The sequence below is a fragment of the Citrobacter sp. H12-3-2 genome (assembly GCF_009649895.1).
In the GTDB taxonomy this organism is placed as follows: Bacteria; Pseudomonadota; Gammaproteobacteria; order Enterobacterales; family Enterobacteriaceae; genus Citrobacter; species Citrobacter portucalensis.
Map to the genome: position 1 here is coordinate 1,567,707 of NZ_CP045837.1, position 25,580 is coordinate 1,593,286.

23 protein-coding genes are annotated in these 25,580 nt (G+C 55.1%); 21 read left to right on the forward strand and 2 right to left on the reverse strand.

The window, feature by feature from the left end; translation table 11 throughout:
- The first annotated feature begins 255 nt into the window (after nucleotides 1-255).
- From nuoA to nuoN, 13 genes are all read left to right on the forward strand, one after another.
- Nucleotides 256-699 carry an NADH-quinone oxidoreductase subunit NuoA gene (nuoA, locus tag GHC22_RS07430; protein ID WP_003028077.1) on the forward strand — a complete coding sequence of 148 codons (444 nt, stop codon included), beginning with the start codon at nucleotides 256-258 and terminating at the stop codon, nucleotides 697-699.
- Between the two features lie 15 nt (nucleotides 700-714).
- Nucleotides 715-1,377, forward strand: a complete 663-nt coding sequence (gene nuoB, locus GHC22_RS07435; RefSeq protein ID WP_003028075.1) for an NADH-quinone oxidoreductase subunit NuoB — start codon at nucleotides 715-717, stop codon at nucleotides 1,375-1,377.
- An 85-nt stretch (nucleotides 1,378-1,462) separates the two neighbouring features.
- A complete protein-coding gene (gene nuoC, locus GHC22_RS07440; RefSeq protein ID WP_003834757.1) occupies nucleotides 1,463-3,265 on the forward strand; it encodes an NADH-quinone oxidoreductase subunit C/D in 1,803 nt (600 codons plus the stop codon).
- Between the two features lie 2 nt (nucleotides 3,266-3,267).
- Complete coding sequence (nuoE, locus tag GHC22_RS07445) at nucleotides 3,268-3,768, forward strand: NADH-quinone oxidoreductase subunit NuoE (RefSeq protein ID WP_003028069.1); 501 nt, start codon at nucleotides 3,268-3,270, stop codon at nucleotides 3,766-3,768.
- Nucleotides 3,765-5,102: an NADH-quinone oxidoreductase subunit NuoF gene (nuoF, locus tag GHC22_RS07450; protein ID WP_003834753.1), complete on the forward strand. Its 1,338-nt coding sequence runs from the start codon at nucleotides 3,765-3,767 to the stop codon at nucleotides 5,100-5,102. Before nuoE ends, nuoF begins: the two co-directional genes overlap by 4 nt.
- Before the next feature lie 80 nt (nucleotides 5,103-5,182).
- Complete coding sequence (nuoG, locus tag GHC22_RS07455) at nucleotides 5,183-7,909, forward strand: NADH-quinone oxidoreductase subunit NuoG (RefSeq protein WP_071445283.1); 2,727 nt, start codon at nucleotides 5,183-5,185, stop codon at nucleotides 7,907-7,909.
- Nucleotides 7,906-8,883 (forward strand): NADH-quinone oxidoreductase subunit NuoH, encoded by a 978-nt coding sequence (nuoH, locus tag GHC22_RS07460; protein ID WP_003028063.1) that lies wholly within the window; start codon nucleotides 7,906-7,908, stop codon nucleotides 8,881-8,883. The genes nuoG and nuoH overlap by 4 nt, the downstream gene beginning before the upstream one ends.
- A 14-nt stretch (nucleotides 8,884-8,897) precedes the next feature.
- A complete protein-coding gene (gene nuoI / locus GHC22_RS07465) occupies nucleotides 8,898-9,440 on the forward strand; it encodes an NADH-quinone oxidoreductase subunit NuoI (RefSeq protein ID WP_003028062.1) in 543 nt (180 codons plus the stop codon).
- Between the two features lie 11 nt (nucleotides 9,441-9,451).
- On the forward strand, nucleotides 9,452-10,006 hold the full coding sequence (nuoJ, locus tag GHC22_RS07470; protein ID WP_003028059.1) for an NADH-quinone oxidoreductase subunit J: 555 nt from the start codon (nucleotides 9,452-9,454) through the stop codon (nucleotides 10,004-10,006).
- The gene (gene nuoK / locus GHC22_RS07475; protein ID WP_000612644.1) at nucleotides 10,003-10,305 is read left to right on the forward strand and encodes an NADH-quinone oxidoreductase subunit NuoK; all 303 of its coding nucleotides are present in this window, start codon (nucleotides 10,003-10,005) and stop codon (nucleotides 10,303-10,305) included. Before nuoJ ends, nuoK begins: the two co-directional genes overlap by 4 nt.
- Nucleotides 10,302-12,143, forward strand: a complete 1,842-nt coding sequence (gene nuoL / locus GHC22_RS07480; protein ID WP_003834744.1) for an NADH-quinone oxidoreductase subunit L — start codon at nucleotides 10,302-10,304, stop codon at nucleotides 12,141-12,143. The genes nuoK and nuoL overlap by 4 nt, the downstream gene beginning before the upstream one ends.
- 251 nt (nucleotides 12,144-12,394) lie before the next feature.
- Nucleotides 12,395-13,924, forward strand: a complete 1,530-nt coding sequence (nuoM, locus tag GHC22_RS07485; protein ID WP_003027692.1) for an NADH-quinone oxidoreductase subunit M — start codon at nucleotides 12,395-12,397, stop codon at nucleotides 13,922-13,924.
- 6 nt (nucleotides 13,925-13,930) lie between these two features.
- Nucleotides 13,931-15,388 carry an NADH-quinone oxidoreductase subunit NuoN gene (gene nuoN, locus GHC22_RS07490; protein WP_003027689.1) on the forward strand — a complete coding sequence of 486 codons (1,458 nt, stop codon included), beginning with the start codon at nucleotides 13,931-13,933 and terminating at the stop codon, nucleotides 15,386-15,388.
- Nucleotides 15,389-15,446: 58 nt separating this feature from the next.
- Here the strand turns inward: nuoN and GHC22_RS07495 are convergent, their stop codons facing one another.
- Nucleotides 15,447-16,451 carry a chemotaxis protein gene (locus GHC22_RS07495; protein WP_008785344.1) on the reverse strand — a complete coding sequence of 335 codons (1,005 nt, stop codon included), beginning with the start codon at nucleotides 16,449-16,451 and terminating at the stop codon, nucleotides 15,447-15,449.
- Nucleotides 16,452-16,515: 64 nt separating this feature from the next.
- Nucleotides 16,516-17,433, reverse strand: coding sequence for a ribonuclease BN (gene rbn / locus GHC22_RS07500; RefSeq protein ID WP_008785343.1), 918 nt, complete (start codon nucleotides 17,431-17,433; stop codon nucleotides 16,516-16,518).
- Between the two features lie 67 nt (nucleotides 17,434-17,500).
- On the opposite strand from rbn, the gene GHC22_RS07505 reads away from it, so the two are divergent.
- The 8 genes from GHC22_RS07505 to menE all read left to right on the forward strand — a co-directional run bounded on the left by GHC22_RS07505 (nucleotide 17,501) and on the right by menE (nucleotide 25,502).
- Entirely contained in the window at nucleotides 17,501-17,962 is a 462-nt protein-coding gene (locus GHC22_RS07505) for a GNAT family N-acetyltransferase (RefSeq protein ID WP_008785342.1), read from the forward strand.
- Between the two features lie 63 nt (nucleotides 17,963-18,025).
- Nucleotides 18,026-18,331, forward strand: a complete 306-nt coding sequence (gene elaB / locus GHC22_RS07510; protein ID WP_003027683.1) for a stress response protein ElaB — start codon at nucleotides 18,026-18,028, stop codon at nucleotides 18,329-18,331.
- Between the two features lie 104 nt (nucleotides 18,332-18,435).
- Entirely contained in the window at nucleotides 18,436-19,734 is a 1,299-nt protein-coding gene (gene menF, locus GHC22_RS07515) for an isochorismate synthase MenF (RefSeq protein ID WP_032944075.1), read from the forward strand.
- Nucleotides 19,735-19,821: 87 nt separating this feature from the next.
- Nucleotides 19,822-21,492, forward strand: coding sequence for a 2-succinyl-5-enolpyruvyl-6-hydroxy-3-cyclohexene-1-carboxylic-acid synthase (gene menD, locus GHC22_RS07520; RefSeq protein WP_060683502.1), 1,671 nt, complete (start codon nucleotides 19,822-19,824; stop codon nucleotides 21,490-21,492).
- The gene (gene menH, locus GHC22_RS07525; RefSeq protein WP_153752577.1) at nucleotides 21,489-22,247 is read left to right on the forward strand and encodes a 2-succinyl-6-hydroxy-2,4-cyclohexadiene-1-carboxylate synthase; all 759 of its coding nucleotides are present in this window, start codon (nucleotides 21,489-21,491) and stop codon (nucleotides 22,245-22,247) included. Before menD ends, menH begins: the two co-directional genes overlap by 4 nt.
- A gap of 14 nt (nucleotides 22,248-22,261) precedes the next feature.
- Complete coding sequence (gene menB / locus GHC22_RS07530; RefSeq protein WP_003027671.1) at nucleotides 22,262-23,119, forward strand: 1,4-dihydroxy-2-naphthoyl-CoA synthase; 858 nt, start codon at nucleotides 22,262-22,264, stop codon at nucleotides 23,117-23,119.
- The gene (menC, locus tag GHC22_RS07535) at nucleotides 23,119-24,081 is read left to right on the forward strand and encodes an o-succinylbenzoate synthase (protein WP_032944069.1); all 963 of its coding nucleotides are present in this window, start codon (nucleotides 23,119-23,121) and stop codon (nucleotides 24,079-24,081) included. Before menB ends, menC begins: the two co-directional genes overlap by 1 nt.
- The gene (gene menE, locus GHC22_RS07540; RefSeq protein ID WP_153752579.1) at nucleotides 24,078-25,502 is read left to right on the forward strand and encodes an o-succinylbenzoate--CoA ligase; all 1,425 of its coding nucleotides are present in this window, start codon (nucleotides 24,078-24,080) and stop codon (nucleotides 25,500-25,502) included. Before menC ends, menE begins: the two co-directional genes overlap by 4 nt.
- Nucleotides 25,503-25,580: the final 78 nt, after the last annotated feature.

Consider the following 25,580-nt stretch of genomic DNA (forward strand, 5'->3'; position numbering starts at 1 on the left):
ACCGATGATGCAATCGAAATGGGTCTAAAGAGCACTTTATGTTAATGAAGTTGAAACAGTGTAAAATAATGTGAGGAAACTTTTGTTAAAGTTGACAAAAGGTTATAGAAAGGAGTAAAAAACCCCATCAATTAGCTGTATAAAATGATTTTTCACAGTGATTGTAAGGTTTTTTTTATTCCTCCCCATGAATCGATGTGGCGTTCATCTGCCGAAAAGAGCAGAGAATTTGGCGCTACTTTTGATGAGTAAGCAATGAGTATGTCAACATCCACTGAAATCATCGCTCATCACTGGGCATTCGCTATCTTTCTTATCGTTGCCATTGGTCTGTGCTGCCTGATGCTCGTCGGCGGCTGGTTTTTAGGGGGTCGCGCACGCGCGAGATCTAAAAACGTGCCGTTTGAATCAGGTATCGACTCGGTCGGCACCGCCCGCCTGCGCCTGTCTGCCAAGTTTTATCTGGTAGCCATGTTCTTCGTTATCTTCGACGTTGAAGCGCTGTATCTGTTCGCATGGTCAACTTCTATCCGTGAAAGCGGTTGGATTGGCTTTGTGGAAGCTGCAATTTTTATTTTTGTGTTACTGGCAGGTCTGGTTTATCTGGTGCGTATTGGCGCGCTGGACTGGACGCCCGCGCGTTCACGCCGCGAGCGTATGAACCCGGAAACGAACAGTATCGCTAATCGTCAACGCTAACCGCGAGGCATTAAGATGGATTATACGCTCACCCGCATAGATCCTAACGGTGAGAACGACCGTTACCCCCTGCAAAAACAGGAGATCGTAACCGACCCCCTGGAACAAGAAGTTAACAAAAACGTGTTCATGGGCAAACTGCATGACATGGTTAACTGGGGCCGTAAAAACTCAATTTGGCCATATAACTTTGGCCTTTCCTGCTGCTACGTTGAGATGGTGACCTCGTTTACCGCCGTGCACGATGTGGCCCGTTTTGGTGCGGAAGTACTGCGTGCATCGCCGCGTCAGGCTGACCTGATGGTCGTAGCCGGAACCTGCTTTACCAAAATGGCGCCAGTTATTCAGCGCCTCTACGATCAGATGCTGGAACCGAAATGGGTTATTTCCATGGGCGCATGCGCCAACTCCGGCGGTATGTACGACATCTATTCTGTGGTGCAGGGCGTTGATAAATTTATTCCGGTCGATGTGTACATCCCGGGATGTCCGCCGCGCCCAGAAGCGTATATGCAGGCTCTGATGCTGCTGCAAGATTCCATTGGCAAAGAACGCCGTCCGCTCTCCTGGGTGGTTGGCGATCAGGGCGTTTATCGCGCCAATATGCAGTCAGAACGCGAGCGTAAACGCGGCGAACGTATTGCTGTAACGAATCTTCGTACACCAGACGAGATTTAATTTGCGCCTGTCGGCAGCAGCACTTCCTTCGCTTATCACTACATAAATAGCGCGAAGCACTGCCGACCACCACGGACCATTTGCAATGGTGAACAATATGACCGACTTAACCGCGCAAGACGCCGTATGGCAAACACGGGATCACCTTGATGACCCGGTCATTGGCGAACTGCGCAACCGTTTTGGGCCGGATGCCTTTACCGTTCAGGCGACTCGCACCGGGGTACCCGTTGTTTGGGTCAAGCGTGAACAATTACTGGAAGTTGGCGATTTCTTAAAGAGACTGCCGAAACCTTACGTCATGCTGTTTGACTTACACGGCATGGACGAACGTCTGCGTACGCACCGCGAAGGGTTACCTGCCGCGGATTTTTCCGTTTTCTATCACCTGATCTCCATTGAACGCAATCGCGATATCATGCTCAAGGTGGCTTTGTCTGAAAACGATCTGCGCGTACCGACTTTCACCAAACTGTTTCCGAACGCCAACTGGTATGAGCGTGAAACCTGGGAAATGTTTGGCATCGATATCGAAGGTCACCCGCACCTGACGCGTCTGTTGATGCCGCATACCTGGGAAGGTCATCCGCTGCGTAAAGACTACCCGGCGCGTGCGACCGAATTCGATCCGTTTGAGCTGACTAAAGCCAAACAGGATCTGGAAATGGAAGCGCTGACCTTCAAACCAGAAGATTGGGGTATGAAGCGTAGCACCGAAAACGAAGACTTCATGTTCCTCAACCTCGGTCCTAACCACCCGTCTTCTCACGGTGCTTTCCGTATTGTGCTGCAGCTTGATGGCGAAGAAATCGTCGACTGCGTACCTGACATCGGCTACCACCACCGTGGCGCTGAAAAGATGGGTGAACGTCAGTCCTGGCACAGCTACATTCCGTACACCGACCGTATTGAGTACCTCGGCGGCTGCGTAAACGAAATGCCTTACGTTCTGGCCGTTGAGAAGCTGGCTGGTATCACCACGCCGGATCGCGTCAACGTGATTCGCGTGATGTTGTCCGAACTGTTCCGTATCAACAGCCACCTGCTGTACATCTCCACGTTCATTCAGGACGTCGGCGCGATGACCCCGGTATTCTTCGCCTTTACCGACCGTCAGAAAATCTATGACGTGGTGGAAGCGATCACCGGTTTCCGTATGCACCCGGCCTGGTTCCGTATCGGCGGTGTGGCACACGATCTGCCGCGCGGTTGGGACAAGCTGCTGCGTGACTTCCTTGACTGGATGCCAAAACGTCTGGATTCTTACGAGAAAGCCGCACTGCGTAACACCATCCTGAAAGGCCGTTCGCAGGGCGTTGCCGCTTACGGTAAGAAAGAAGCGCTGGACTGGGGTTGTACTGGTGCTGCGCTGCGCGCGACCGGTATTGATTTCGACGTGCGTAAAGCGCGTCCGTACTCTGGCTACGAAAACTTTGACTTTGAAGTCCCGGTTGGCGGCGGCGTTTCTGACTGCTATACCCGCGTGATGCTGAAAGTTGAAGAGCTGCGCCAGAGTCTGCGCATCCTTGAGCAGTGCCTCAATAACATGCCGGAAGGCCCGTTCAAAGCGGATCACCCGCTGACGACGCCGCCGCCGAAAGAGCGCACGCTGCAACATATCGAAACCCTTATCACCCACTTCCTGCAGGTTTCGTGGGGTCCGGTTATGCCGGCAAACGAGTCCTTCCAGATGGTGGAAGCGACCAAGGGTATCAACAGTTACTACCTGACCAGCGATGGCAGCACCATGAGTTACCGTACCCGTATCCGTACCCCGAGCTATGCGCACCTGCAGCAGATCCCGGTAGCGGTACGTGGCAGCCTGGTGTCCGACTTAATCGTCCATCTGGGTAGTATCGATTTTGTTATGTCAGATGTGGACCGCTAATTATGCACGAGAATCAACAACCACAAACCGAGGCTTTTGAGCTGAGTGCGGCTGAGCGTGAAGCGATTGAACACGAGAAGCACCACTACGAAGACCCGCGTGCGGCGTCCATTGAAGCGCTGAAAATCGTTCAGAAACAGCGTGGCTGGGTGCCGGATGGGGCGATCTATGCGATCGCTGATGTGCTGGGTATTCCGGCAAGCGACGTAGAAGGTGTTGCTACGTTTTATAGCCAGATCTTCCGCCAGCCGGTAGGTCGCCACGTGATCCGCTATTGCGACAGCGTGGTGTGCCATATCAACGGCTACCAGGGGATCCAGGCCGCGCTTGAGAAAAAACTCAACATCAAGCCGGGGCAGACGACCTTTGATGGTCGCTTTACGCTGCTGCCGACCTGTTGCCTGGGGAACTGCGATAAAGGGCCAAACATGATGATCGATGAAGATACTCATGCTCACCTGACCCCGGAAGGCATTCCCGAACTACTGGAGCGGTATAAATGAAAGACATTATCCGTACTCCCGAAACCCATCCGCTGACCTGGCGTCTGCGTGATGACAAACAGCCGGTCTGGCTGGACGAATACCGTAGCAAGAACGGCTACGAAGGTGCGCGTAAGGCCCTGACCGGGCTGTCACCGGACGAAATCGTTAATCAGGTAAAAGACGCTGGCCTGAAAGGGCGCGGCGGCGCGGGCTTTTCCACCGGTCTGAAGTGGAGCCTGATGCCGAAAGACGAATCCATGAACATCCGTTACCTGCTGTGTAACGCCGATGAAATGGAGCCGGGCACCTATAAAGACCGTCTGCTGATGGAACAGCTGCCGCACCTGCTGGTGGAAGGCATGCTGATTTCCGCGTTTGCGCTGAAAGCGTACCGTGGTTACATCTTCCTGCGCGGTGAATATATCGAAGCAGCCGTGCATCTGCGTCGCGCGATCGCCGAAGCGACCGAAGCCGGTCTGCTTGGCAAAAACATCATGGGCACCGGTTTCGACTTCGAACTGTTTGTCCACACTGGGGCAGGGCGTTACATCTGCGGTGAAGAAACCGCGCTGATCAACTCCCTCGAAGGTCGCCGTGCTAACCCACGTTCCAAGCCGCCGTTCCCGGCAAGCTCTGGCGCATGGGGCAAACCGACCTGCGTAAACAACGTCGAAACCCTGTGTAACGTACCGGCTATCCTCGCGAACGGCGTGGAGTGGTACCAGAACATTTCGAAGAGCAAAGATGCGGGCACCAAGCTGATGGGCTTCTCTGGTCGCGTGAAGAATCCTGGCCTGTGGGAACTGCCTTTCGGTACTACCGCGCGTGAGATCCTCGAAGATTACGCGGGTGGCATGCGCGATGGACTGAAGTTCAAAGCCTGGCAGCCAGGCGGCGCAGGGACTGACTTCCTGACCGAAGCACACCTCGATCTGCCGATGGAATTCGAAAGCATTGGTAAAGCAGGTAGCCGTCTGGGCACCGCGCTGGCCATGGCTGTCGATCACGAGATTGGCATGGTTCCTTTGGTGCGTAACCTCGAAGAGTTCTTTGCCCGCGAGTCTTGCGGCTGGTGTACGCCGTGCCGTGACGGTCTGCCGTGGAGTGTGAAAATTCTGCGCGCGCTGGAGCGTGGCGAAGGCCAGCCAGGGGATATCGAGACACTTGAGCAATTGTGTCGTTTCCTCGGCCCGGGTAAAACCTTCTGTGCACACGCACCGGGCGCAGTGGAACCGCTGCAGAGCGCCATTAAATATTTCCGCGAAGAATTCGAAGCTGGCATCAAGCAGTCCTTCAGCAATACCCATCAGATTGGTGGTATTCAGCCGAACCTGTTGAAAGAGCGCTGGTGATTACAGGGTTAGCCCTGTGTCGCGATAAGAAATTCGATTAACGCTCGGTTACGACCGAGCCAACTGGAAGCATGCTGACTATGGCTACGATTCATGTAGACGGCAAAGAATATGAGGTCAACGGAGCGGACAACCTGCTGGAAGCTTGTCTGTCTCTCGGCCTTGATATTCCGTACTTTTGCTGGCACCCGGCGCTGGGAAGCGTCGGTGCTTGCCGCCAGTGTGCGGTGAAGCAATATCAAAACGCGGAAGACACGCGTGGTCGCCTGGTGATGTCTTGTATGACACCGGCCACCGAAGGCACCTTTATTTCTATTGATGACGAAGAAGCGAAACAGTTCCGCGAAAGCGTCGTGGAGTGGTTGATGACTAACCACCCGCACGACTGTCCGGTCTGTGAAGAGGGCGGCAACTGCCACCTGCAGGATATGACCGTCATGACCGGTCACAGCTTCCGTCGCTACCGCTTCACGAAGCGTACTCACCGTAACCAGGACCTGGGGCCGTTCATCTCTCACGAAATGAACCGCTGCATCGCCTGCTATCGCTGCGTACGTTACTACAAAGATTACGCCGATGGCGCGGATCTGGGTGTCTATGGCGCACATGACAACGTCTACTTCGGTCGCCCGGAAGACGGTACGCTCGAAAGCGAGTTCTCTGGTAACCTGGTAGAAATTTGCCCGACCGGCGTCTTCACTGATAAAACGCACTCCGAGCGTTATAACCGTAAATGGGACATGCAGTTTGCGCCGAGCATCTGCCAGCAGTGTTCCATCGGCTGTAACACCAGCCCGGGCGAACGCTACGGTGAACTGCGTCGTATCGAAAACCGTTATAACGGTACCGTTAACCACTACTTCCTCTGCGACCGTGGTCGTTTTGGCTATGGTTACGTGAACCTGAAAGACCGTCCGCGTCAGCCAGTACAGCGTCGTGGCGATGACCTGATCACGCTCAACGCCGAGCAGGCGATGCAGGGCGCGGCAGATATTCTGCGTCAGTCGAAGAAAGTAATTGGTATCGGCTCCCCGCGCGCCAGCGTTGAAAGTAACTTCGCGCTGCGTGAACTGGTGGGTGCGGATAACTTCTATACCGGTATCGCCCAGGGCGAGCAGGAACGTCTGCAACTGGCACTGAGCGTGCTGCGTGACGGCGGGATTCATACTCCGGCACTGCGCGAAATCGAATCTTATGATGCGGTTCTGGTGCTGGGCGAAGATGTCACCCAGACCGGCGCACGCGTTGCGCTGGCAGTGCGTCAGGCGGTGAAAGGTAAAGCGCGTGAAATGGCGGCGGCACAGAAAGTGGCTGACTGGCAGATCGCAGCAATCCTTAACATCGGCCAGCGTGCTAAGCACCCGCTGTTCGTTACCAACGTCGATAACACCCGTCTGGATGACATCGCCGCATGGACCTATCGTGCACCGGTTGAAGATCAGGCGCGTTTAGGTTTCGCTATCGCTCATGCGCTGGATAACAACGCTCCGGCGGTTGACGGTATCGACCGTGACCTGCAAAACAAAATTGACGTTATCGTTCAGGCACTGGCCGGGGCGAAGAAACCACTGATTATTTCCGGCACCAACGCCGGTAGCGCCGAAGTGATTCAGGCGGCTGCCAACGTGGCGAAGGCGCTGAAAGGCCGTGGCGCAGACGTCGGCATCACCATGATTGCTCGCTCTGTTAACAGCATGGGCCTGGGTATGATTGGCGGTGGTTCCCTTGACGATGCGCTGACCGAGCTGGAAACAGGTCGTGCTGACGCCGTTGTGGTGCTGGAGAATGACCTGCATCGCCATGCTTCAGCAACGCGTGTGAACGCAGCGCTGGCGAAAGCGCCGCTGGTACTGGTCATTGACCATCAGCGTACGGCAATTATGGAAAACGCCCATCTGGTGCTTTCCGCCGCAAGCTTCGCCGAAAGCGATGGTACGGTGATTAACAACGAAGGCCGCGCTCAGCGTTTCTTCCAGGTCTACGACCCGTCCTACTACGACAGTAACACCGTGATGCTGGAAAGCTGGCGCTGGCTGCACTCGCTGCACAGCACCGTGCAGAGCCGCGAAGTGGACTGGACGCAGCTCGACCACGTTATCGACGCGGTCGTTGAGCAGCTGCCGCAACTGGCGGGTATCAAAGATGCCGCGCCGGACGCAAGCTTCCGTATCCGTGGACAGAAATTGGCTCGTGAACCGCACCGCTACAGCGGTCGTACCGCAATGCGCGCCAACATCAGCGTACACGAACCGCGCCAGCCGCAGGACAAAGACACAATGTTCGCCTTCTCTATGGAAGGGAACAACCAACCGTCTGCGCCGCGTTCACAAATTCCGTTTGCCTGGGCTCCGGGCTGGAACTCCCCACAGGCGTGGAACAAGTTCCAGGATGAAGTGGGCGGTAAACTGCGTCATGGCGATCCGGGCGTGCGTCTGATCGAAGCTTCTGCAGATGGTATGGATTACTTCACTACCGTTCCGGCGAGCTTCCAGGCTCAGGATGGGCAGTGGCGTATCGCGCCGTACTACCATCTGTTCGGCAGCGACGAAATGTCCCAGCGTGCGCCGGTCTTCCAGACCCGTATGCCGCAGCCGTACATCAAACTCAACCCGGCTGATGCCGCGAAGTTGGGTGTTAATGCCGGTACGCGCGTTTCTTTCAGCTACGATGGCAACACGGTTACGCTGCCGGTTGAAATCGCTGAAGGATTAACGGCAGGGCAGGTTGGTTTGCCGATGGGTATGCCTGGCATCGCGCCGGTTCTGGCAGGTGCGCGTCTTGAGGATCTGCAGGAGGCACAACAATGAGTTGGATTACACCCGATCTGATTGAGATCCTGCTGAGCATTCTCAAAGCGGTCGTGATCCTGCTGGTGGTGGTCACCTGCGGGGCATTCATGAGCTTTGGCGAACGTCGTCTGCTGGGTCTGTTCCAGAACCGTTACGGACCGAACCGTGTTGGCTGGGGCGGTTCGCTCCAGCTGGTTGCGGACATGATCAAGATGTTCTTTAAAGAAGACTGGATCCCGAAATTCTCGGATCGCGTCATCTTTACCCTGGCACCGATGATCGCCTTCACCTCGCTGCTGCTGGCTTTCGCCATCGTGCCGGTGAGTCCGAACTGGGTGGTTGCTGACCTGAACATCGGGATCCTGTTCTTCCTGATGATGGCGGGCCTCGCGGTATACGCGGTGCTGTTCGCCGGCTGGTCCAGTAACAACAAATACTCCCTGCTCGGTGCGATGCGTGCGTCTGCGCAGACGCTGAGTTACGAAGTGTTCCTCGGGCTTTCCCTGATGGGCGTGGTGGCGCAGGCCGGTTCATTTAACATGACCGACATCGTCAACAACCAGGCTGATATCTGGAACGTTATTCCGCAGTTCTTTGGTTTTGTCACCTTTGCCATCGCGGGCGTGGCAGTGTGCCACCGTCACCCGTTTGACCAGCCAGAAGCCGAGCAGGAACTGGCCGACGGTTACCACATTGAATATTCCGGTATGAAATTCGGTTTGTTCTTCGTGGGTGAATACATCGGTATCGTCACCATTTCTGCACTGATGGTTACCCTGTTCTTCGGTGGCTGGCATGGCCCGTTCTTACCGCCATTCGTCTGGTTCGCGCTGAAAACCGCGTTCTTCATGATGATGTTCATTTTGATTCGTGCGTCGTTACCGCGTCCTCGTTATGACCAGGTAATGTCCTTCGGCTGGAAAGTCTGTCTGCCGCTGACGCTCGTCAACTTGCTGGTAACGGCGGCTGTCATTCTCTGGCAGGCGCAATAAGGGACACAAAGACCATGACCTTAAAAGAATTGTTCGTAGGTTTCGGCACCCAGGTACGCAGTATCTGGATGATCGGCCTGCATGCGTTCGCGAAACGCGAAACGCAGATGTATCCGGAAGAGCCGGTCTATCTACCGCCCCGTTTTCGTGGTCGTATCGTTCTGACTCGTGATCCAGACGGTGAAGAGCGCTGCGTTGCCTGTAACCTGTGTGCGGTAGCGTGTCCGGTAGGCTGTATTTCTCTGCAAAAAGCAGAGACCAAAGACGGCCGCTGGTATCCGGAGTTTTTCCGCATTAACTTCTCACGCTGCATTTTCTGCGGCCTGTGCGAAGAAGCCTGTCCGACTACGGCTATTCAGCTGACTCCAGATTTCGAGCTGGGTGAGTACAAGCGCCAGGACCTGGTTTACGAGAAAGAGGATCTGCTGATCTCCGGTCCGGGCAAATACCCGGAATATAACTTCTACCGGATGGCAGGTATGGCAATCGACGGCAAAGATAAGGGCGAAGCAGAGAACGAAGCTAAGCCTATCGACGTCAAGAGCCTGTTACCGTAAGGAGAGGGGCAATGGAGTTCGCTTTTTATATCTGTGGCCTGATAGCCATTCTCGCAACCTTGCGGGTGATCACCCACACCAATCCGGTACACGCGTTGCTGTACCTGATTATTTCGCTGCTGGCGATTTCTGGGGTGTTCTTCTCGTTAGGCGCTTACTTCGCCGGTGCGCTGGAAATTATCGTCTACGCGGGCGCCATCATGGTGCTGTTCGTGTTCGTGGTGATGATGCTCAACCTTGGTGGTTCTGAAATTGAACAGGAACGTCAGTGGCTGAAACCGCAGGTGTGGATTGGTCCGGCGATTCTGTCAGCTATTATGCTGGTGGTTATTGTTTACGCCATTCTGGGCGTTAACGATCAGGGCATCGACGGCACGCCAATTAGCGCGAAAGCAGTCGGTATTTCCCTGTTCGGACCGTATGTACTGGCGGTTGAACTGGCTTCGATGCTGCTGCTGGCGGGTCTGGTTGTGGCCTTCCACGTGGGGCGCGAAGAGCGTTCAGGTGAAGTGCTGAGCAATCGCACCGATGACCGCGCGAAAAGAAAAACGGAGGAGCACGCATGATCCCCTTACAACATGGACTGATCCTCGCTGCGATCTTATTCGTGCTGGGCTTAACCGGTCTGGTTATCCGCCGCAATCTGCTGTTTATGCTGATCGGGCTGGAAATCATGATTAACGCCTCCGCGTTGGCCTTTGTGGTCGCAGGAAGCTACTGGGGCCAGACCGATGGTCAGGTGATGTATATTCTCGCCATCAGCCTTGCGGCTGCCGAAGCGAGCATTGGGCTTGCGCTGTTGCTGCAACTTCATCGCCGTCGCCAGAACCTGAACATCGATTCAGTAAGTGAGATGCGTGGATGAACATGCTTGCCTTAACCATTATTCTGCCATTTATTGGCTTTGTATTACTGGCGTTTTCTCGTGGTCGTTGGTCAGAAAATCTGTCCGCTACCGTGGGTGTCGGGTCGATCGGTCTGGCTGCGCTGGTTACTGCGTTTGTTGGCGTTGATTTCTTTGCCAATGGCCAGCAGGCTTACAGCCAGCCGCTGTGGACGTGGATGTCAGTCGGTGACTTCAACATCGGTTTTAACCTGGTGCTGGACGGCCTGTCGCTGACCATGCTCTCCGTGGTGACCGGCGTTGGTTTCCTGATCCACATGTTCGCCTCCTGGTATATGCGCGGAGAAGAGGGCTATTCTCGTTTCTTCGCCTACACCAACCTGTTTATCGCCAGCATGGTGGTTCTGGTGCTGGCGGATAACCTGCTGCTGATGTACCTCGGCTGGGAAGGCGTGGGTCTGTGCTCCTATCTGCTGATTGGTTTCTACTACACCGATCCGAAGAATGGCGCTGCGGCAATGAAAGCCTTCGTGGTAACCCGCGTTGGTGACGTATTCCTGGCGTTCGCGCTGTTCATCCTCTACAACGAGCTGGGCACGCTGAACTTCCGCGAAATGGTGGAACTGGCGCCTGCGCACTTTGCAGACGGTAACAACATGCTGATGTGGGCAACCCTGATGCTGTTGGGCGGTGCGGTCGGTAAATCTGCACAGCTGCCGTTGCAGACCTGGCTTGCTGATGCGATGGCCGGCCCGACGCCTGTCTCCGCATTGATCCACGCCGCGACGATGGTTACCGCTGGTGTCTACCTGATAGCCCGTACGCACGGCCTGTTCCTGATGACGCCTGAAATCCTGCACCTGGTGGGGATTATCGGTGCGATCACTCTGGTGCTGGCGGGTTTTGCTGCGCTGGTACAGACCGACATCAAACGCGTTCTTGCGTACTCCACCATGAGCCAGATTGGTTATATGTTCCTGGCTCTCGGCGTACAGGCGTGGGATGCGGCGATTTTCCACCTGATGACGCACGCCTTCTTTAAAGCGCTGCTGTTCCTGGCATCCGGCTCGGTTATCCTGGCTTGCCACCACGAACAGAACATCTTCAAGATGGGCGGTCTGCGTAAGTCAATTCCGCTGGTGTATCTCTGCTTCCTGATCGGTGGCGCGGCGCTGTCGGCTCTGCCGCTGATTACCGCTGGCTTCTTCAGTAAGGATGAGATTCTGGCCGGTGCAATGGCGAATGGTCATATTAATCTGATGGTTGCAGGTCTGGTCGGTGCATTCATGACCTCTCTGTACACCTTCCGTATGATTTTCATCGTGTTCCACGGTAAAGAACAAATTCACGCCCACGCAGGGAAGGGGATTACCCATCATCTGCCGCTGATTGTGCTGATGATCCTGTCCACCTTCGTTGGCGCGCTGATTGTGCCGCCGCTGCAGGGTGTACTGCCTGCGACGACCGAGCTTGAGCATGGTCGCGTTATGACGCTGGAAATTACCTCCGGTATCGTAGCGATTGCGGGCATCCTGATCGCAGCATGGCTGTGGCTGGGTAAACGCACGCTGGTGACGTCGATTGCGAACAGTGCGCCGGGCCGCCTGCTGGGTACCTGGTGGTATAACGCCTGGGGCTTCGATTGGCTGTACGACAAAGTGTTCGTCAAGCCGTTCCTGGGTGTTGCCTGGTTGCTGAAACGCGATCCGCTCAACTCAATGATGAACATTCCGGCGATCCTTTCCCGCTTTGCAGGTAAAGGCCTGCTGTTGAGCGAGAACGGTTATCTGCGCTGGTATGTTGCATCAATGAGCATCGGCGCCGTCGTTGTGCTGGCACTGTTGATGGTACTGCGTTGAGTTTGTTGGCTGGATGAACGATTGCCGGATGGCGCTGCGCTTATCCGGCCTACAAACCCAAAAATAATTTTTAGAATTCGTTGAAAATCTGTTCCTGATGTACAGGCGTCATCGGCGAAGTCAGACCGGAGACCGCCAGCGCAGAGCAACCGGAGCGTACTGAAGTACGTGAGGATTGCGAGCACTGCCGGGATTTGGGCTGACGAGTGAGATAGCCTGAGCAGGAGTAAATATAAGGGACATACTTAGCTATGTTATTACCCTGGTTGATATTAATTCCCTTTATCGGTGGCTTCCTGTGCTGGCAGACCGAACGCTTTGGCGTGAAGGTGCCGCGCTGGATTGCGCTGATTACCATGGGATTGACGCTGGCGCTTGGCCTGCAACTGTGGTTGCAGGGCGGCTATTCACTGACGCAATCCGCTGGCATTCCGCAGTGGCAGTCTGAATTTGTCCTGCCGTGGATCCCACGTTTTGGCATCTCTATTCATCTGGCTATCGACGGTCTGTCGCTGCTGATGGTAGTGCTGACCGGTCTGCTCGGTGTTCTGGCGGTACTTTGCTCCTGGAATGAAATCGAAAAATACCAGGGCTTCTTCCATCTGAACCTGATGTGGATCTTAGGTGGCGTGATCGGCGTGTTCCTTGCCATCGACATGTTCCTGTTCTTCTTCTTCTGGGAAATGATGCTGGTGCCGATGTACTTCCTGATCGCGTTGTGGGGGCATAAAGCCTCTGACGGTAAAACGCGTATCACGGCGGCGACCAAGTTCTTCATTTATACCCAGGCGAGTGGTCTGGTGATGTTGATTGCCATCCTGGCGCTGGTGTTTGTGCACTATAAAGCGACCGGTGTGTGGACCTTCAACTATGAAGAGCTGCTGAATACCCCGATGTCCCACGGTGTGGAATATCTGCTGATGCTGGGCTTCTTCATTGCCTTCGCGGTGAAAATGCCGGTAGTTCCGCTGCACGGCTGGTTGCCGGATGCGCACTCCCAGGCGCCGACCGCAGGTTCCGTTGACCTGGCGGGGATCTTGCTGAAAACCGCGGCTTACGGTCTGTTGCGCTTCTCTCTGCCGCTGTTCCCGAACGCGTCGGCTGAGTTTGCACCTATCGCAATGTGGCTGGGCGTTATCGGTATCTTCTACGGCGCGTGGATGGCCTTTAATCAGTACGATATCAAACGTCTGATCGCTTACACCTCCGTATCGCACATGGGCTTCGTACTGATTGCTATCTACACCGGCAGCCAGCTGGCGTACCAGGGTGCTGTTATCCAGATGATTGCGCACGGTCTGTCCGCAGCCGGTCTGTTCATTCTGTGTGGTCAGCTGTACGAACGTCTGCACACGCGTGATATGCGTATGATGGGCGGCCTGTGGGGCAAAATGAAATGGTTGCCTGCGCTGTCGATGTTCTTCGCAGTGTGTACGCTGGGTATGCCGGGTACAGGTAATTTCGTTGGCGAATTTATGATTCTGTTCGGCAGCTACCAGGTGGTTCCGGTCATTACCGTGATCTCGACCTTTGGTCTGGTGTTTGCCTCTGTTTACTCGCTGGCGATGCTGCATCGCGCTTACTTCGGTAAAGCGAAGAGCCAGATTGCCAGTGTTGAACTGCCAGGGATGTCGCTGCGTGAGCTGTTTATCATCCTGTTGCTGGTCGTGCTTCTGGTACTGCTTGGCTTCTATCCGCAGCCGATTCTGGATACCTCGCATTCTGCGATGAGCAACATCCAGCAGTGGTTTGTTAATTCCGTTACTACTACAAGGCCGTAAATCGCCATGACAATAACTCCACAACACCTGATTGCGCTGCTACCGCTGCTGATCGTCGGCTTGACGGTGGTGGTTGTGATGCTCTCCATTGCGTGGCGACGCAATCACTTCCTCAATGCCACGCTGTCGGTCATTGGGCTTAACGCCGCGCTGGTTTCGCTCTGGTTTGTTGGCCAGGCGGGCGCCATGGACGTCACCCCGCTGATGCGGGTTGACGGTTTCGCCATGCTCTACACCGGGCTGGTGCTGCTGGCGAGTCTTGCCACCTGTACCTTCGCTTACCCGTGGCTGGAAGGCTACGATGACAACCGGGAAGAGTTCTACCTGTTGGTGCTGATTGCCGCACTTGGCGGTATTCTGCTGGCTAACGCTAACCATCTGGCGGCGCTGTTCCTTGGTATTGAGCTGATCTCTCTGCCGCTGTTTGGTCTGGTTGGCTATGCCTTCCGTCAGAAACGTTCGCTGGAAGCCAGTATCAAATACACCATTCTGTCTGCCGCAGCGTCTTCCTTCCTGCTGTTCGGTATGGCGCTGGTGTACGCGCAGTCTGGTAATCTGTCGTTTGTTGCACTCGGTAAGAGCCTCGGCGACGGCATGCTGCACGAACCGCTGCTGCTGGCGGGCTTCGGTCTGATGATTGTTGGCCTCGGCTTTAAACTCTCGCTGGTTCCGTTCCACCTGTGGACGCCAGACGTATACCAGGGCGCTCCTGCTCCGGTTTCCACCTTCCTGGCGACGGCGAGCAAAATCGCTATCTTCGGCGTGGTGATGCGTCTGTTCCTGTACGCACCGGTAGGAGATAGCGAAGCGGTACGTATCGTACTGGGCGTGATTGCCTTTGCTTCCATCATCTTCGGTAACCTGATGGCGCTGAGCCAGACCAATATTAAACGTCTGCTCGGTTACTCTTCTATCTCTCACCTCGGCTACCTGCTGGTGGCGCTTATTGCTCTGCAGAGCGGCGAGATGTCGATGGAAGCGGTTGGCGTTTACCTGGCCGGTTACCTGTTCAGCAGCCTCGGCGCGTTCGGTGTGGTCAGCCTGATGTCCAGCCCGTACCGCGGCCCGGATGCGGACTCTCTGTTCTCCTACCGTGGTCTGTTCTGGCATCGTCCGATCCTCGCGGCAGTGATGACGGTGATGATGCTGTCTCTGGCAGGTATCCCGATGACGCTGGGCTTTATCGGTAAGTTCTATGTACTGGCCGTCGGTGTGCAGGCTAACCTGTGGTGGCTGGTTGCCGCCGTGGTGGTCGGTTCCGCGATTGGTTTGTACTACTACCTGCGCGTTGCCGTGAGCCTGTACCTGAGCGCACCGCAGCAGCTGAACCGTGATGCGCCGTCTAACTGGCAGTACAGCGCGGGCGGTATCGTAGTGCTGATTTCTGCCCTGCTGGTACTGGTGCTGGGTATTTACCCGCAACCGCTGATCAGCATTGTGCAGTTAGCGACTCCGCTGATGTAAACGAAATGCAGAAACGAAAAAACCCGCCTTGGCGGGTTTTTTTATGCGTGAAATACGGTCAGTTTAATAGCTGACGGCTCACCAGCGGACCGCTGATGCCTTTCGCTGTGCGATCCATCACTTCCTGGATCACTGAAGAAAGCTCATTGACTTCGAATTTGGCCACATAGCCATCCGCTTTTACACGGCGAACGTGATCTTCGTTCGCGCTACCGGAAAGCGAAGAGTGGATAACGACCGGGATTTTCTTCAGACGTTCGTCGGTTTTTATCTTACGGGTAAGCGTAAAACCGTCCATCTCCGGCATTTCGAGATCGGTGAGAACCAGAGCGATCTTCTCACTGACAGGCTTGCCCTCCGCCTGCGCTTCTGCGGAAAGCTGCTGTATTTTTTCCCACGCATCCTGACCTGTTACATGCATCAGATGCGGGATCTCCATGGCGTTAAGACCTTTTTCCAGCATGGCGCGGGCCACTTTGGAATCATCAGCCACAATCGCCACCGCACCCGGCGTGATGTTGAATTTATTGGTTTTCAGATCGGTTGCGCGCAGGTCGTGGTTCGCCGGTACGATGTCGTACAGGATCTGCTCAACGTCGAGCACCAGCGCCAGGTTGTTGGTCTCTTTGTTGTCGTCCAGGCAAGCGATACTGGTGATATAGCGACCATTAACGGCTTTCTCGGCGGTATGCACCTGTTGCCAGTCCAGGCGCATAATGTTTTCCACTGACTCCACAGCAAACGCCTGGACGCTGCGGGCATATTCTGTGATCAACAGGATGTTGAGTCCGGTCTCTGGCTTACAGCCCGCGACGGCGGGCAGGTCAATCACCGGGATCACCTGATCGCGAATATTAACCATACCCAGTAACGGGGCCTTCATACCCGCCGGACGCGTAAAGGTCGGCATCGGCACGATTTCACGCAGTTTGAATACGTTGATGCCAAACAGCTCTGATTTCTGCTCCTCAACAGATTTGCCGAGGCGAAACAGCAGCAGTTCAAAACGGTTAGACAGGGTTAGGTTTGTCCTGTCATCAATATCTTTCTGGAAATTGTTCATCCTGTCCTCAGTGTGAAAGCCAGCCTTTCCACTGTTATCGGCACTGAGGCGGAAAAATAGAGCGTTAAACGGTGAAAATGGCGAAATCGTGAGCCAGTTCCGTGTCTGGAAATATTGCTTTGCACTCTGCGAGTAATCGCTGACAGCCTTTTTCATCGTAGCGTGAGCTAACGTGGGTCATTATCAGACGTCCCACTCCGGCATCCAACGCCAGCTGTGCGGCTTGTCGGGTTGAGCTGTGCCCACGACTGTTTGCTTTTTCCTCCATTGAAGCGTCCAGCGTGGTTTCGTGTACCATGACATCTACACCTCGAGCCAGTTCAATGGCGGACGCGCAGGGTCCTGTGTCACCGAAAATAGCGACTGATTTTCCCCTGGTGGCCGGGGCGAGGAAGTCGGCACCGTGGATCGTACGTCCATCTTCCAGCACGATGGTTTTCCCAGCTTTCAAATCCTGAAACCACGGGCCCGCTTTTACACCTGCTGCCTTCAGGGCATTGGCGTCAAGCGCACCGGGTTTGTCGTGCTCTTGAATGCGAAAACCGTAGCATTCCAGCGGATGCGCCAGCGGGTAAGCCGTTACTTTTCGCAAGCCGTCATCCACAATCTCACCCGGGGTGATTTCTACAATATCCAGCGGATAATCGGTCCAGGAGCCGCTCAGACGCAATGCGGTTTCGGTAAACTCTCGCAACCCTTTTGGCCCGTAGAGCGTCAGAGGCTGGACATTGCCGGCCATTGAGCGACTGCACAGTAGCCCCGGTAAACCAAACAGGTGATCGCCGTGCAGATGGCTGATAAAAATACGATCGAGTTTTCCTGGATTGAAAGGCGTGGTGAGCATCTGATGCTGCGTCCCTTCGCCGCAATCAAAAAGCCACAGCCCCGCCTGAGTCGGGTGTTGCAGATTCAGTAAAATTGCCGTTACATTGCGTGAGCGCGTGGGGACTCCCGCAGACGTGCCTAAAAATAGTAATTCCATCTTTGCGTTACACTTTTCGCCATCAATAAGGCAGGGTGTTCAGGTTATCACAACATAGGGGCAGACAATGATTCACTGGCAAGATCTCCACCATGCAAAGCTGAGTACCCAACAACTGTACGCACTACTTCAGCTACGATGCGCGGTGTTTGTAGTTGAGCAACAGTGTCCGTACCAGGATGTGGATGGCGATGACCTGGCTGGAGAGAATCGGCATATTCTGGGCTGGCATAACGATGAGCTGGTGGCGTATGCGAGGATTCTGAAAAGCGATGACGAGCTGGAGCCGGTAGTGATTGGTCGGGTGATTGTAAGCGAAGCGCTGCGTGGTGAAAAACTGGGGCAACAGCTAATGGCCCAGACGCTGGCATCCTGCGCGCAACACTGGCCACACAAGGCGTTGTATCTGGGCGCGCAGGCGCATCTGCAATCATTCTATGCACGCTTTGGCTTTGTTCCGGTGACGGATATCTATGACGAAGATGGTATTCCACACGTCGGAATGGCGCGGGAAGCACATCAGGCGTAAACAGGCGCAATCAGTCCAGGTTGTCTATAGTTAGCGGGTACGTCAATAGAAAGGGAGAATATAATGTCTTTTCATTCTTATGAATCACGTATCGATGATGATCTGGAATTATTAAGTGAAACGCTGGAAGAGGTGCTGCGTTCTTCTGGCGACCCAGCAGATCAAAAATACCTTGAGTTAAAAGCGCGGGCAGAGCGGGCGTTAGAAGAGGTGAGAAATCGCGTCAGCCATGCTTCTGATAGCTACTATTACCGTGCGAAAAAAGCCGTTTGTCGGGCGGATGACTATGTGCACGAAAAACCCTGGCGCGGAATCGGCGTTGGCGCCACAGTCGGTTTAGTGATGGGATTATTGTTAGCGCGGCGATAAATTCCGTTCTGTCATCGCATTTGTACGTACTCCCTAACTGGGGGTACTGCTTTTTCTGCTCAGTACCCCGTATAATGAGAGGTTTTTAACAGGGAGAGGTCCGCGTGCATTCAATCACTACTGCGCTGGAAAGTCTGATGCGTCATTTATCGCAAGAGATGCCAGCAGCACCTGGAATTCGTATTTACGATATACCTTTCCCACTGAATGATGCGTTTGACGCTTTAGGATGGCTGGCCAGTCAACCCGTCTGGCCCCAGTTTTACTGGCAGCAGCGTAACGGCGATGAAGAAGCCGCCGTATTAGGGGCCGTCGCCGCATTTTCCTCGCTGGAATCAGCCCAGCAATTTTTACATCAGCATGATAATCATCCCGACCTGCGCATCTGGGGCCTGAATGCCTTTGAGCCTCAGCGTGGCAATTTACTGCTGCCGCGGCTGGAGTGGCGACGTTGCGCCGGAGTGGCGAGCTTACGCTTACATCTCTATAGCGACGTGTCGCTACGTGAAGACGCTGCACAAGCGATCGCCTTCATCTCATCGCTTGCTCCCGTAAAACCGCTCCCTGCATTGCGTTTGAATTTGACGGGAGAACAGCACTGGCCGGAGAAAGCTGGCTGGATAGACCTGATAAAACTCGCCACTCAAACGATCGCAGGAGAAGACCTCGATAAGGTCGTGCTGGCGCGGGCGACCGACTTACAGTTTTCTCAGTCGGTTAATGCCGCTGCCGTGATGGCTTCCAGCCGTCGCTTAAATCTGAACTGCTACCATTTCTTTATGGCATTCTCCGCCGACACCGCTTTTCTTGGCTCTTCTCCTGAACGTCTGTATCGACGACGTGATACGGCGCTGCGCACCGAGGCGCTGGCCGGAACCGTGGCCAATCACCCTGAGGATCATCGGGCCTGGCAATTGGGCGACTGGCTAATGAAAGATGATAAAAACCAGCGCGAGAATATGCTGGTGGTCGAAGATATTTGCCAGCGTCTGCAAGGCTGTACGCAAACTCTCGATGTGCTGCCACCGCAGGTGCTCAGGCTGCGTAAAGTGCAGCACCTGCGCCGTTGCATCTGGACGGAACTGAATCAGGCCGACGATATGCTTTGCCTGATGCAGCTTCAGCCCACGGCGGCAGTTGCCGGTATTCCGCGTGAGCTGGCGCGTGAATTCATCCAACAAAATGAACCCTTTGAACGCGAGTGGTATGCCGGTTCAGCGGGTTATCTTTCTTTGCGCCAAAGCGAGTTTTGTGTGTCATTGCGTTCGGCGAAAATTAGCGCAAACGTGGTACGCCTGTATGCCGGGGCAGGGATTGTACGTGGCTCAGATCCTGAGCAGGAATGGCAAGAAATAGACAATAAAGCGGCAGGGTTACGTACTTTATTACAGATGGAAGGATAGTGATTTCGTGTATATTTCCGATTCATATCAAAAATCCATTTATTCGATTCTCTATACTGTGTCGCAATATTGATACCGGACAATCTCATGTCAGTAAGCGCATTTAACCGACGCTGGGCGGCGGTCATTCTGGAAGCACTCACTCGCCACGGCGTCAGGCATGTCTGCATTGCCCCTGGCTCTCGTTCTACACCATTGACGCTGGCGGCAGCGGAAAACCCCGCATTCATCCACCACACCCATTTTGACGAGCGCGGTCTTGGGCATCTGGCTTTAGGTCTGGCAAAAGTCAGCCGTCAACCTGTCGCCGTGATTGTGACGTCCGGTACCGCGGTGGCGAATTTATATCCCGCGTTGATTGAAGCGGGCCTGACCGGTGAAAAACTGATTTTACTTACCGCTGACAGACCGCCAGAGCTTATCGACTGTGGCGCGAACCAGGCGATTCGTCAGGCCGGAATGTTTGCCTCGCATCCATCGCAAACGCTCTCTTTACCGCGTCCAACTCAGGACATTCCGGCAAGCTGGCTGGTGTCCACGATTGATAATGCGTTAGCTGCACTGCATAGCGGGGCGGTTCATATCAATTGCCCGTTTGCGGAACCGCTGTATGGCGATATGGACGAAACGGGGATTGCCTGGCAGCAGCGCCTCGGCGACTGGTGGCAGGATGATAAACCCTGGCTGCGAGAAGCGCGTCGGCTGGAAAGCGACAAACAACGCGACTGGTTTTTCTGGCGACAAAAACGCGGCGTAGTCATTGCGGGCCGCATGAGCGCGGAAGAAGGTAAGAAGGTTGCGCAGTGGGCGCAGACGTTAGGCTGGCCGCTGATTGGCGATGTTCTGTCGCAAACCGGACAACCGCTGCCGTGTGCCGACCTGTGGCTGGGAAATGCGAAAGCTGTAGCTGAATTGCAGCAGGCGCAGATTGTGGTGCAGCTTGGTAGCAGCCTGACTGGAAAACGTCTGCTGCAATGGCAGGCCAGCTGCGATCCGCAGGAATACTGGATTGTCGATAATATCGAAGGCCGCCTCGATCCGGCCCATCATCGCGGCCGCAGGTTGGTGGCGAAAGTTGGCGACTGGCTGGAGCTACATCCGGCGGAGAAACGTCAGCCCTGGTGTATGGAGATCCCTCGTCTGGCGCAACAGGCCTGGCAGGCGGTAGAAGCCCGTCGTGAGGCGTTTGGTGAAGCGCAATTAGCCCACCGTATCCGTGACTACTTGCCGGAGCAGGGGCAGCTGTTCGTGGGTAACAGTCTGGTGGTACGCCTGATTGATGCGCTGTCGCAGCTTCCGGCTGGTTACCCGGTCTATAGCAACCGTGGCGCGAGCGGTATTGACGGCCTGCTGTCAACGGCAGCTGGTGTACAGCGTGCCAGCGCGAAATCGACGCTGGCGATTGTTGGCGATTTATCTGCATTGTATGACCTGAATGCGCTGGCGTTATTGCGCCAGGTTTCTGCACCGTTTGTCCTGATAGTGGTCAATAATAACGGCGGGCAGATTTTTTCCCTGCTGCCGACACCAGCCAGCGAACGCGAACGGTTCTATCTGATGCCGCAGAACGTACATTTCGAGCATGCTGCCGCCATGTTTAACCTTAAATACCAGCGCCCGGAAAACTGGGAGCAGCTGGAGAGCGCGTTGACTAACGCGTGGCGTACACCTGCGGCCACGGTGATTGAGCTGGTGGTGAACGAAACTGACGGGGCGCAAACCTTGCAGCAATTGCTGGCGCAGGTAAGTCACCTATGATCCTGCATGCGCAGGCGAAAGAGGGCCAAACGGGATTTCCCTGGCTGGTTTTCCTGCACGGTTTCTCTGGCGATTGCCAGGAATGGCAGACGGTCGGCGAAGCGTTTCAGGATTATTCGCGGCTATACATCGACCTGCCGGGACACGGTGGCTCCGCTGACATCAGCGTGAGCGGGTTCGGTGATGTCAGCGTTTTGCTGCGTAATACTCTACTTAGTTACAACATACTTAACTACTGGCTGGTGGGATACTCTCTTGGCGGCAGAGTCGCGATGATGGCGGCCAGTCAGGAGATGCCAGGGCTTTGTGGTCTGGTGGTTGAAGGCGGACATCCCGGCTTGCAAAGCGAGGAAGCGCGCGTGCAACGCCGTCTCTCGGATGGCCGCTGGGCTGCGCGTTTTCGCGCAGAGCCGCTACGTGAGGTGTTTAATGACTGGTATCAACAGCCCGTTTTTTCCTCGCTGAACGCGGCACAAAGAGAGGCGCTGGTCGCTCTGCGTAGCCAGAATAATGGGCAAACGCTGGCGGCAATGCTGGAGGCCACCTCGCTTGCCGTACAGCCTGATTTACGTGCGCAACTCACGACGCGCACATTTCCGTTTTATTATTTATGTGGTGAACGTGACGATAAATTCCGCGCTCTGGCGGCGGAAATATTAGTACCAAACCATGTGATTCGTAATGCCGGACACAACGCGCATCGGGACAACCCCGCGGGCGTAGTGGATTGTCTGGCTCAGATTCTGCGTCGCTGACTATAGGACATTTTATGATCTATCCTGATGAAACAATGCTTTACGCACCGGTAGAATGGCACGATTGCTCTGAAGGCTATACCGACATTCTTTACGAGAAATCCACCGACGGTATTGCAAAAATCACCATTAATCGTCCACAGGTACGCAATGCCTTCCGTCCGGTCACCGTGAAAGAGATGATCCAGGCGCTGGCGGATGCCCGCTATGATGACAACATCGGCGTAATTATTCTGACCGGTGCTGGCGACAAAGCGTTCTGCGCAGGCGGCGATCAGAAAGTGCGTGGTGACTACGGCGGATACCAGGATGACTCCGGTGTGCATCACCTGAACGTACTGGACTTCCAGCGCCAGATTCGTACCTGTCCGAAACCGGTAGTAGCGATGGTTGCAGGTTTCTCCATTGGCGGTGGCCATGTGCTGCACATGATGTGTGACCTGACCATTGCAGCTGAAAACGCCATCTTTGGTCAGACCGGCCCGAAAGTCGGTTCTTTCGACGGCGGTTGGGGCGCTTCCTACATGGCGCGCATCGTCGGTCAGAAAAAAGCGCGTGAAATCTGGTTCCTGTGCCGTCAGTACGATGCGAAACAGGCGCTGGATATGGGTCTGGTCAACACCGTGGTTCCGCTGGCGGATCTGGAAAAAGAGACCGTACGCTGGTGCCGTGAAATGCTGCAAAACAGCCCAATGGCGCTGCGCTGCCTGAAAGCCGCACTGAACGCCGACTGTGATGGTCAGGCTGGTCTGCAGGAGCTGGCAGGTAACGCCACTATGCTGTTCTACATGACGGAAGAAGGTCAGGAAGGCCGTAACGCCTTTAACCAAAAACGTCAGCCTGATTTCAGCAAATTCAAACGGAATCCGTAATGCGTAGCGCGCAGGTATACCGCTGGCAGATCCCCATGGACGCGGGGGTGATTCTGCGCGACAGGCGGTTAAAAACGCGTGACGGGCTGTACGTTTGTCTTTGTGACGGCGAGCGCGAAGGGTGGGGAGAAATTTCCCCACTGCCGGGCTTCAGTCAGGAAAGCTGGGAAGAGGCACAAACCGAGTTGCTGGCCTGGGTGAAAGGCTGGTTGCAAGGGGATGACTCCTTACCGCAACTGCCTTCGGTCGCCTTTGGCGTAAGCTGTGCGCTGGCCGAACTGGCTGGCGTATTGCCACAGGACGCGGACTATCGTGCTGCGCCGCTGTGCACGGGCGATCCTGACGATCTGGTGCTACAACTGGCGGATATGCCGGGCGAAAAAGTGGCGAAGATCAAGGTCGGTCTGTATGAAGCGGTCCGCGACGGCATGGTAGCCAATCTGCTGCTTGAGGCGATCCCGGAGCTGCATTTGCGACTTGACGCCAACCGGGCCTGGACGCCGTTGAAAGCACAGCAGTTCGCGAAATACGTTAATCCGGAATATCGTGGACGCATTGCCTTCCTCGAAGAGCCGTGCAAAACCCGCGATGATTCTCGTGCCTTCGCGCGTGAAACCGGCATTGCCATCGCCTGGGATGAAAGTCTGCGTGAAGCGGATTTCACCTTCGAGGCCGAAGAGGGCGTCAGGGCCGTGGTTATCAAACCTACGCTGACTGGCAGTCTCGATAAAGTCCGTGAACAGGTGGCTGCGGCGCATGCGCTTGGTCTTACTGCCGTTATCAGTTCGTCAATCGAGTCGAGTCTGGGCTTAACCCAGCTGGCGAGAATTGCCGCCTGGTTAACGCCGCAGACCATTCCGGGTCTGGATACTCTGAGTCTGATGCAGTGCCAGCAGGTACGCACCTGGCCGGGTAGCACGTTGCCGTGTATCGACGTTGATGCGCTGGAACGTCTGCTATGACCCAGCAGGAAATGCCCGATAGCGTGAGCTTATCGGGCCTGGTGCAGTTCAGTGACTGGCCTTGGCGTCACTGGCAACAGGTTCGTGCGAAGGCGCTAGCCTTACGCCTCAACGATGAGGTATTAAGCTGGAGCGATCTCTGCACACGTGTAGATCATCTGGCCTGCGGTTTTGCTGCTCAGGGCGTGGAAGAGGGCGATGGTGTTCTGCTTCGCGCCTGGAATCATCCGCGCGCTTTGCTGGCCTGGCTCGCGCTGCTGCAATGTGGGGCGCGGGTTTTACCTGTGAACCCACAGTTGCCTCAGCCGCTGCTTGATGCGCTGATCCCGGACTTAACGCTACGTTTTGCGCTGGATCTGGAGGCCGCTATCGCACTTCCGGAACTCAGTCCGTTACAGATGCGGTCGTTACCAGGCGATCGCGCCGCGGCCTGGTTGCCTGAACGTTTGAGCACGATGACGTTAACTTCAGGTTCTACCGGATTGCCGAAAGCGGCGGTTCACACCTGTCAGGCGCATCTGGCAAGCGCGCAGGGGGTGCTGTCATTAATGCCGTTTGGCGCTGAAGATGACTGGCTGCTTTCATTGCCGCTGTTTCATGTTTCCGGCCAGGGGATTTTATGGCGCTGGTTGTTTGCCGGGGCGCGAATGACCGTGCGCGACAAGCAGCCGCTGGAGCAAATGCTGGCTGGATGTACCCACGCTTCACTGGTGCCCACGCAGCTGTGGCGCTTGCTGGTCAACAACACGTCGGTCACGCTCAAAGCGGTACTGCTGGGCGGCGCGGCTATTCCTGTTGAGTTGACGGAGCAGGCGCACGAGCAGGGGATTCGCTGTTGGTGCGGTTACGGATTAACGGAATTCGCTTCTACGGTCTGTGCGAAAGAGGCGGATGGTCTGGCAGATGTGGGTTCCCCTCTGGTAGGCAGAGAAGTCAGAATCGTTGATGATGAAGTCTGGTTACGGGCTGCCAGCATGGCGCAAGGTTACTGGCGTAACGGACAGCTTATTCCTTTAGTGAACGCGGAAGGCTGGTTTGCAACCCGCGATCGCGGCGTGCTAAAGGACGGCAAGTTAACGATTGTCGGTCGTATGGATAATCTGTTTTTTAGCGGCGGGGAAGGTATACAGCCGGAAGAAGTGGAACGCGTGATTGCAGCGCATCCGCAGGTTCTGCAGGCCTTTATTGTACCAATTGAAGACAAAGAGTTTGGCCATCGCCCGGTGGCGGTCATTGAGTATGACGCTAATGCTGGAGAAACTAATCTGGCTGAGTGGGTAAACGATAAGCTGGCCCGCTTTCAACAACCGGTATGTTGGCTGACATTGCCGCCCGAGCTCAAAGCAGGAGGAATTAAAATTTCGCGCCGTGCGTTGTCGGATTGGGTAAGCGCTTCATCGTTAACATTAAGAAAACATTAATTACATTTCTCATTTCTGTGATTCCGCAGCTATTGTCCTTTTGTTTATGAGCTAATGTGTAACCTATTGTGAAATTTA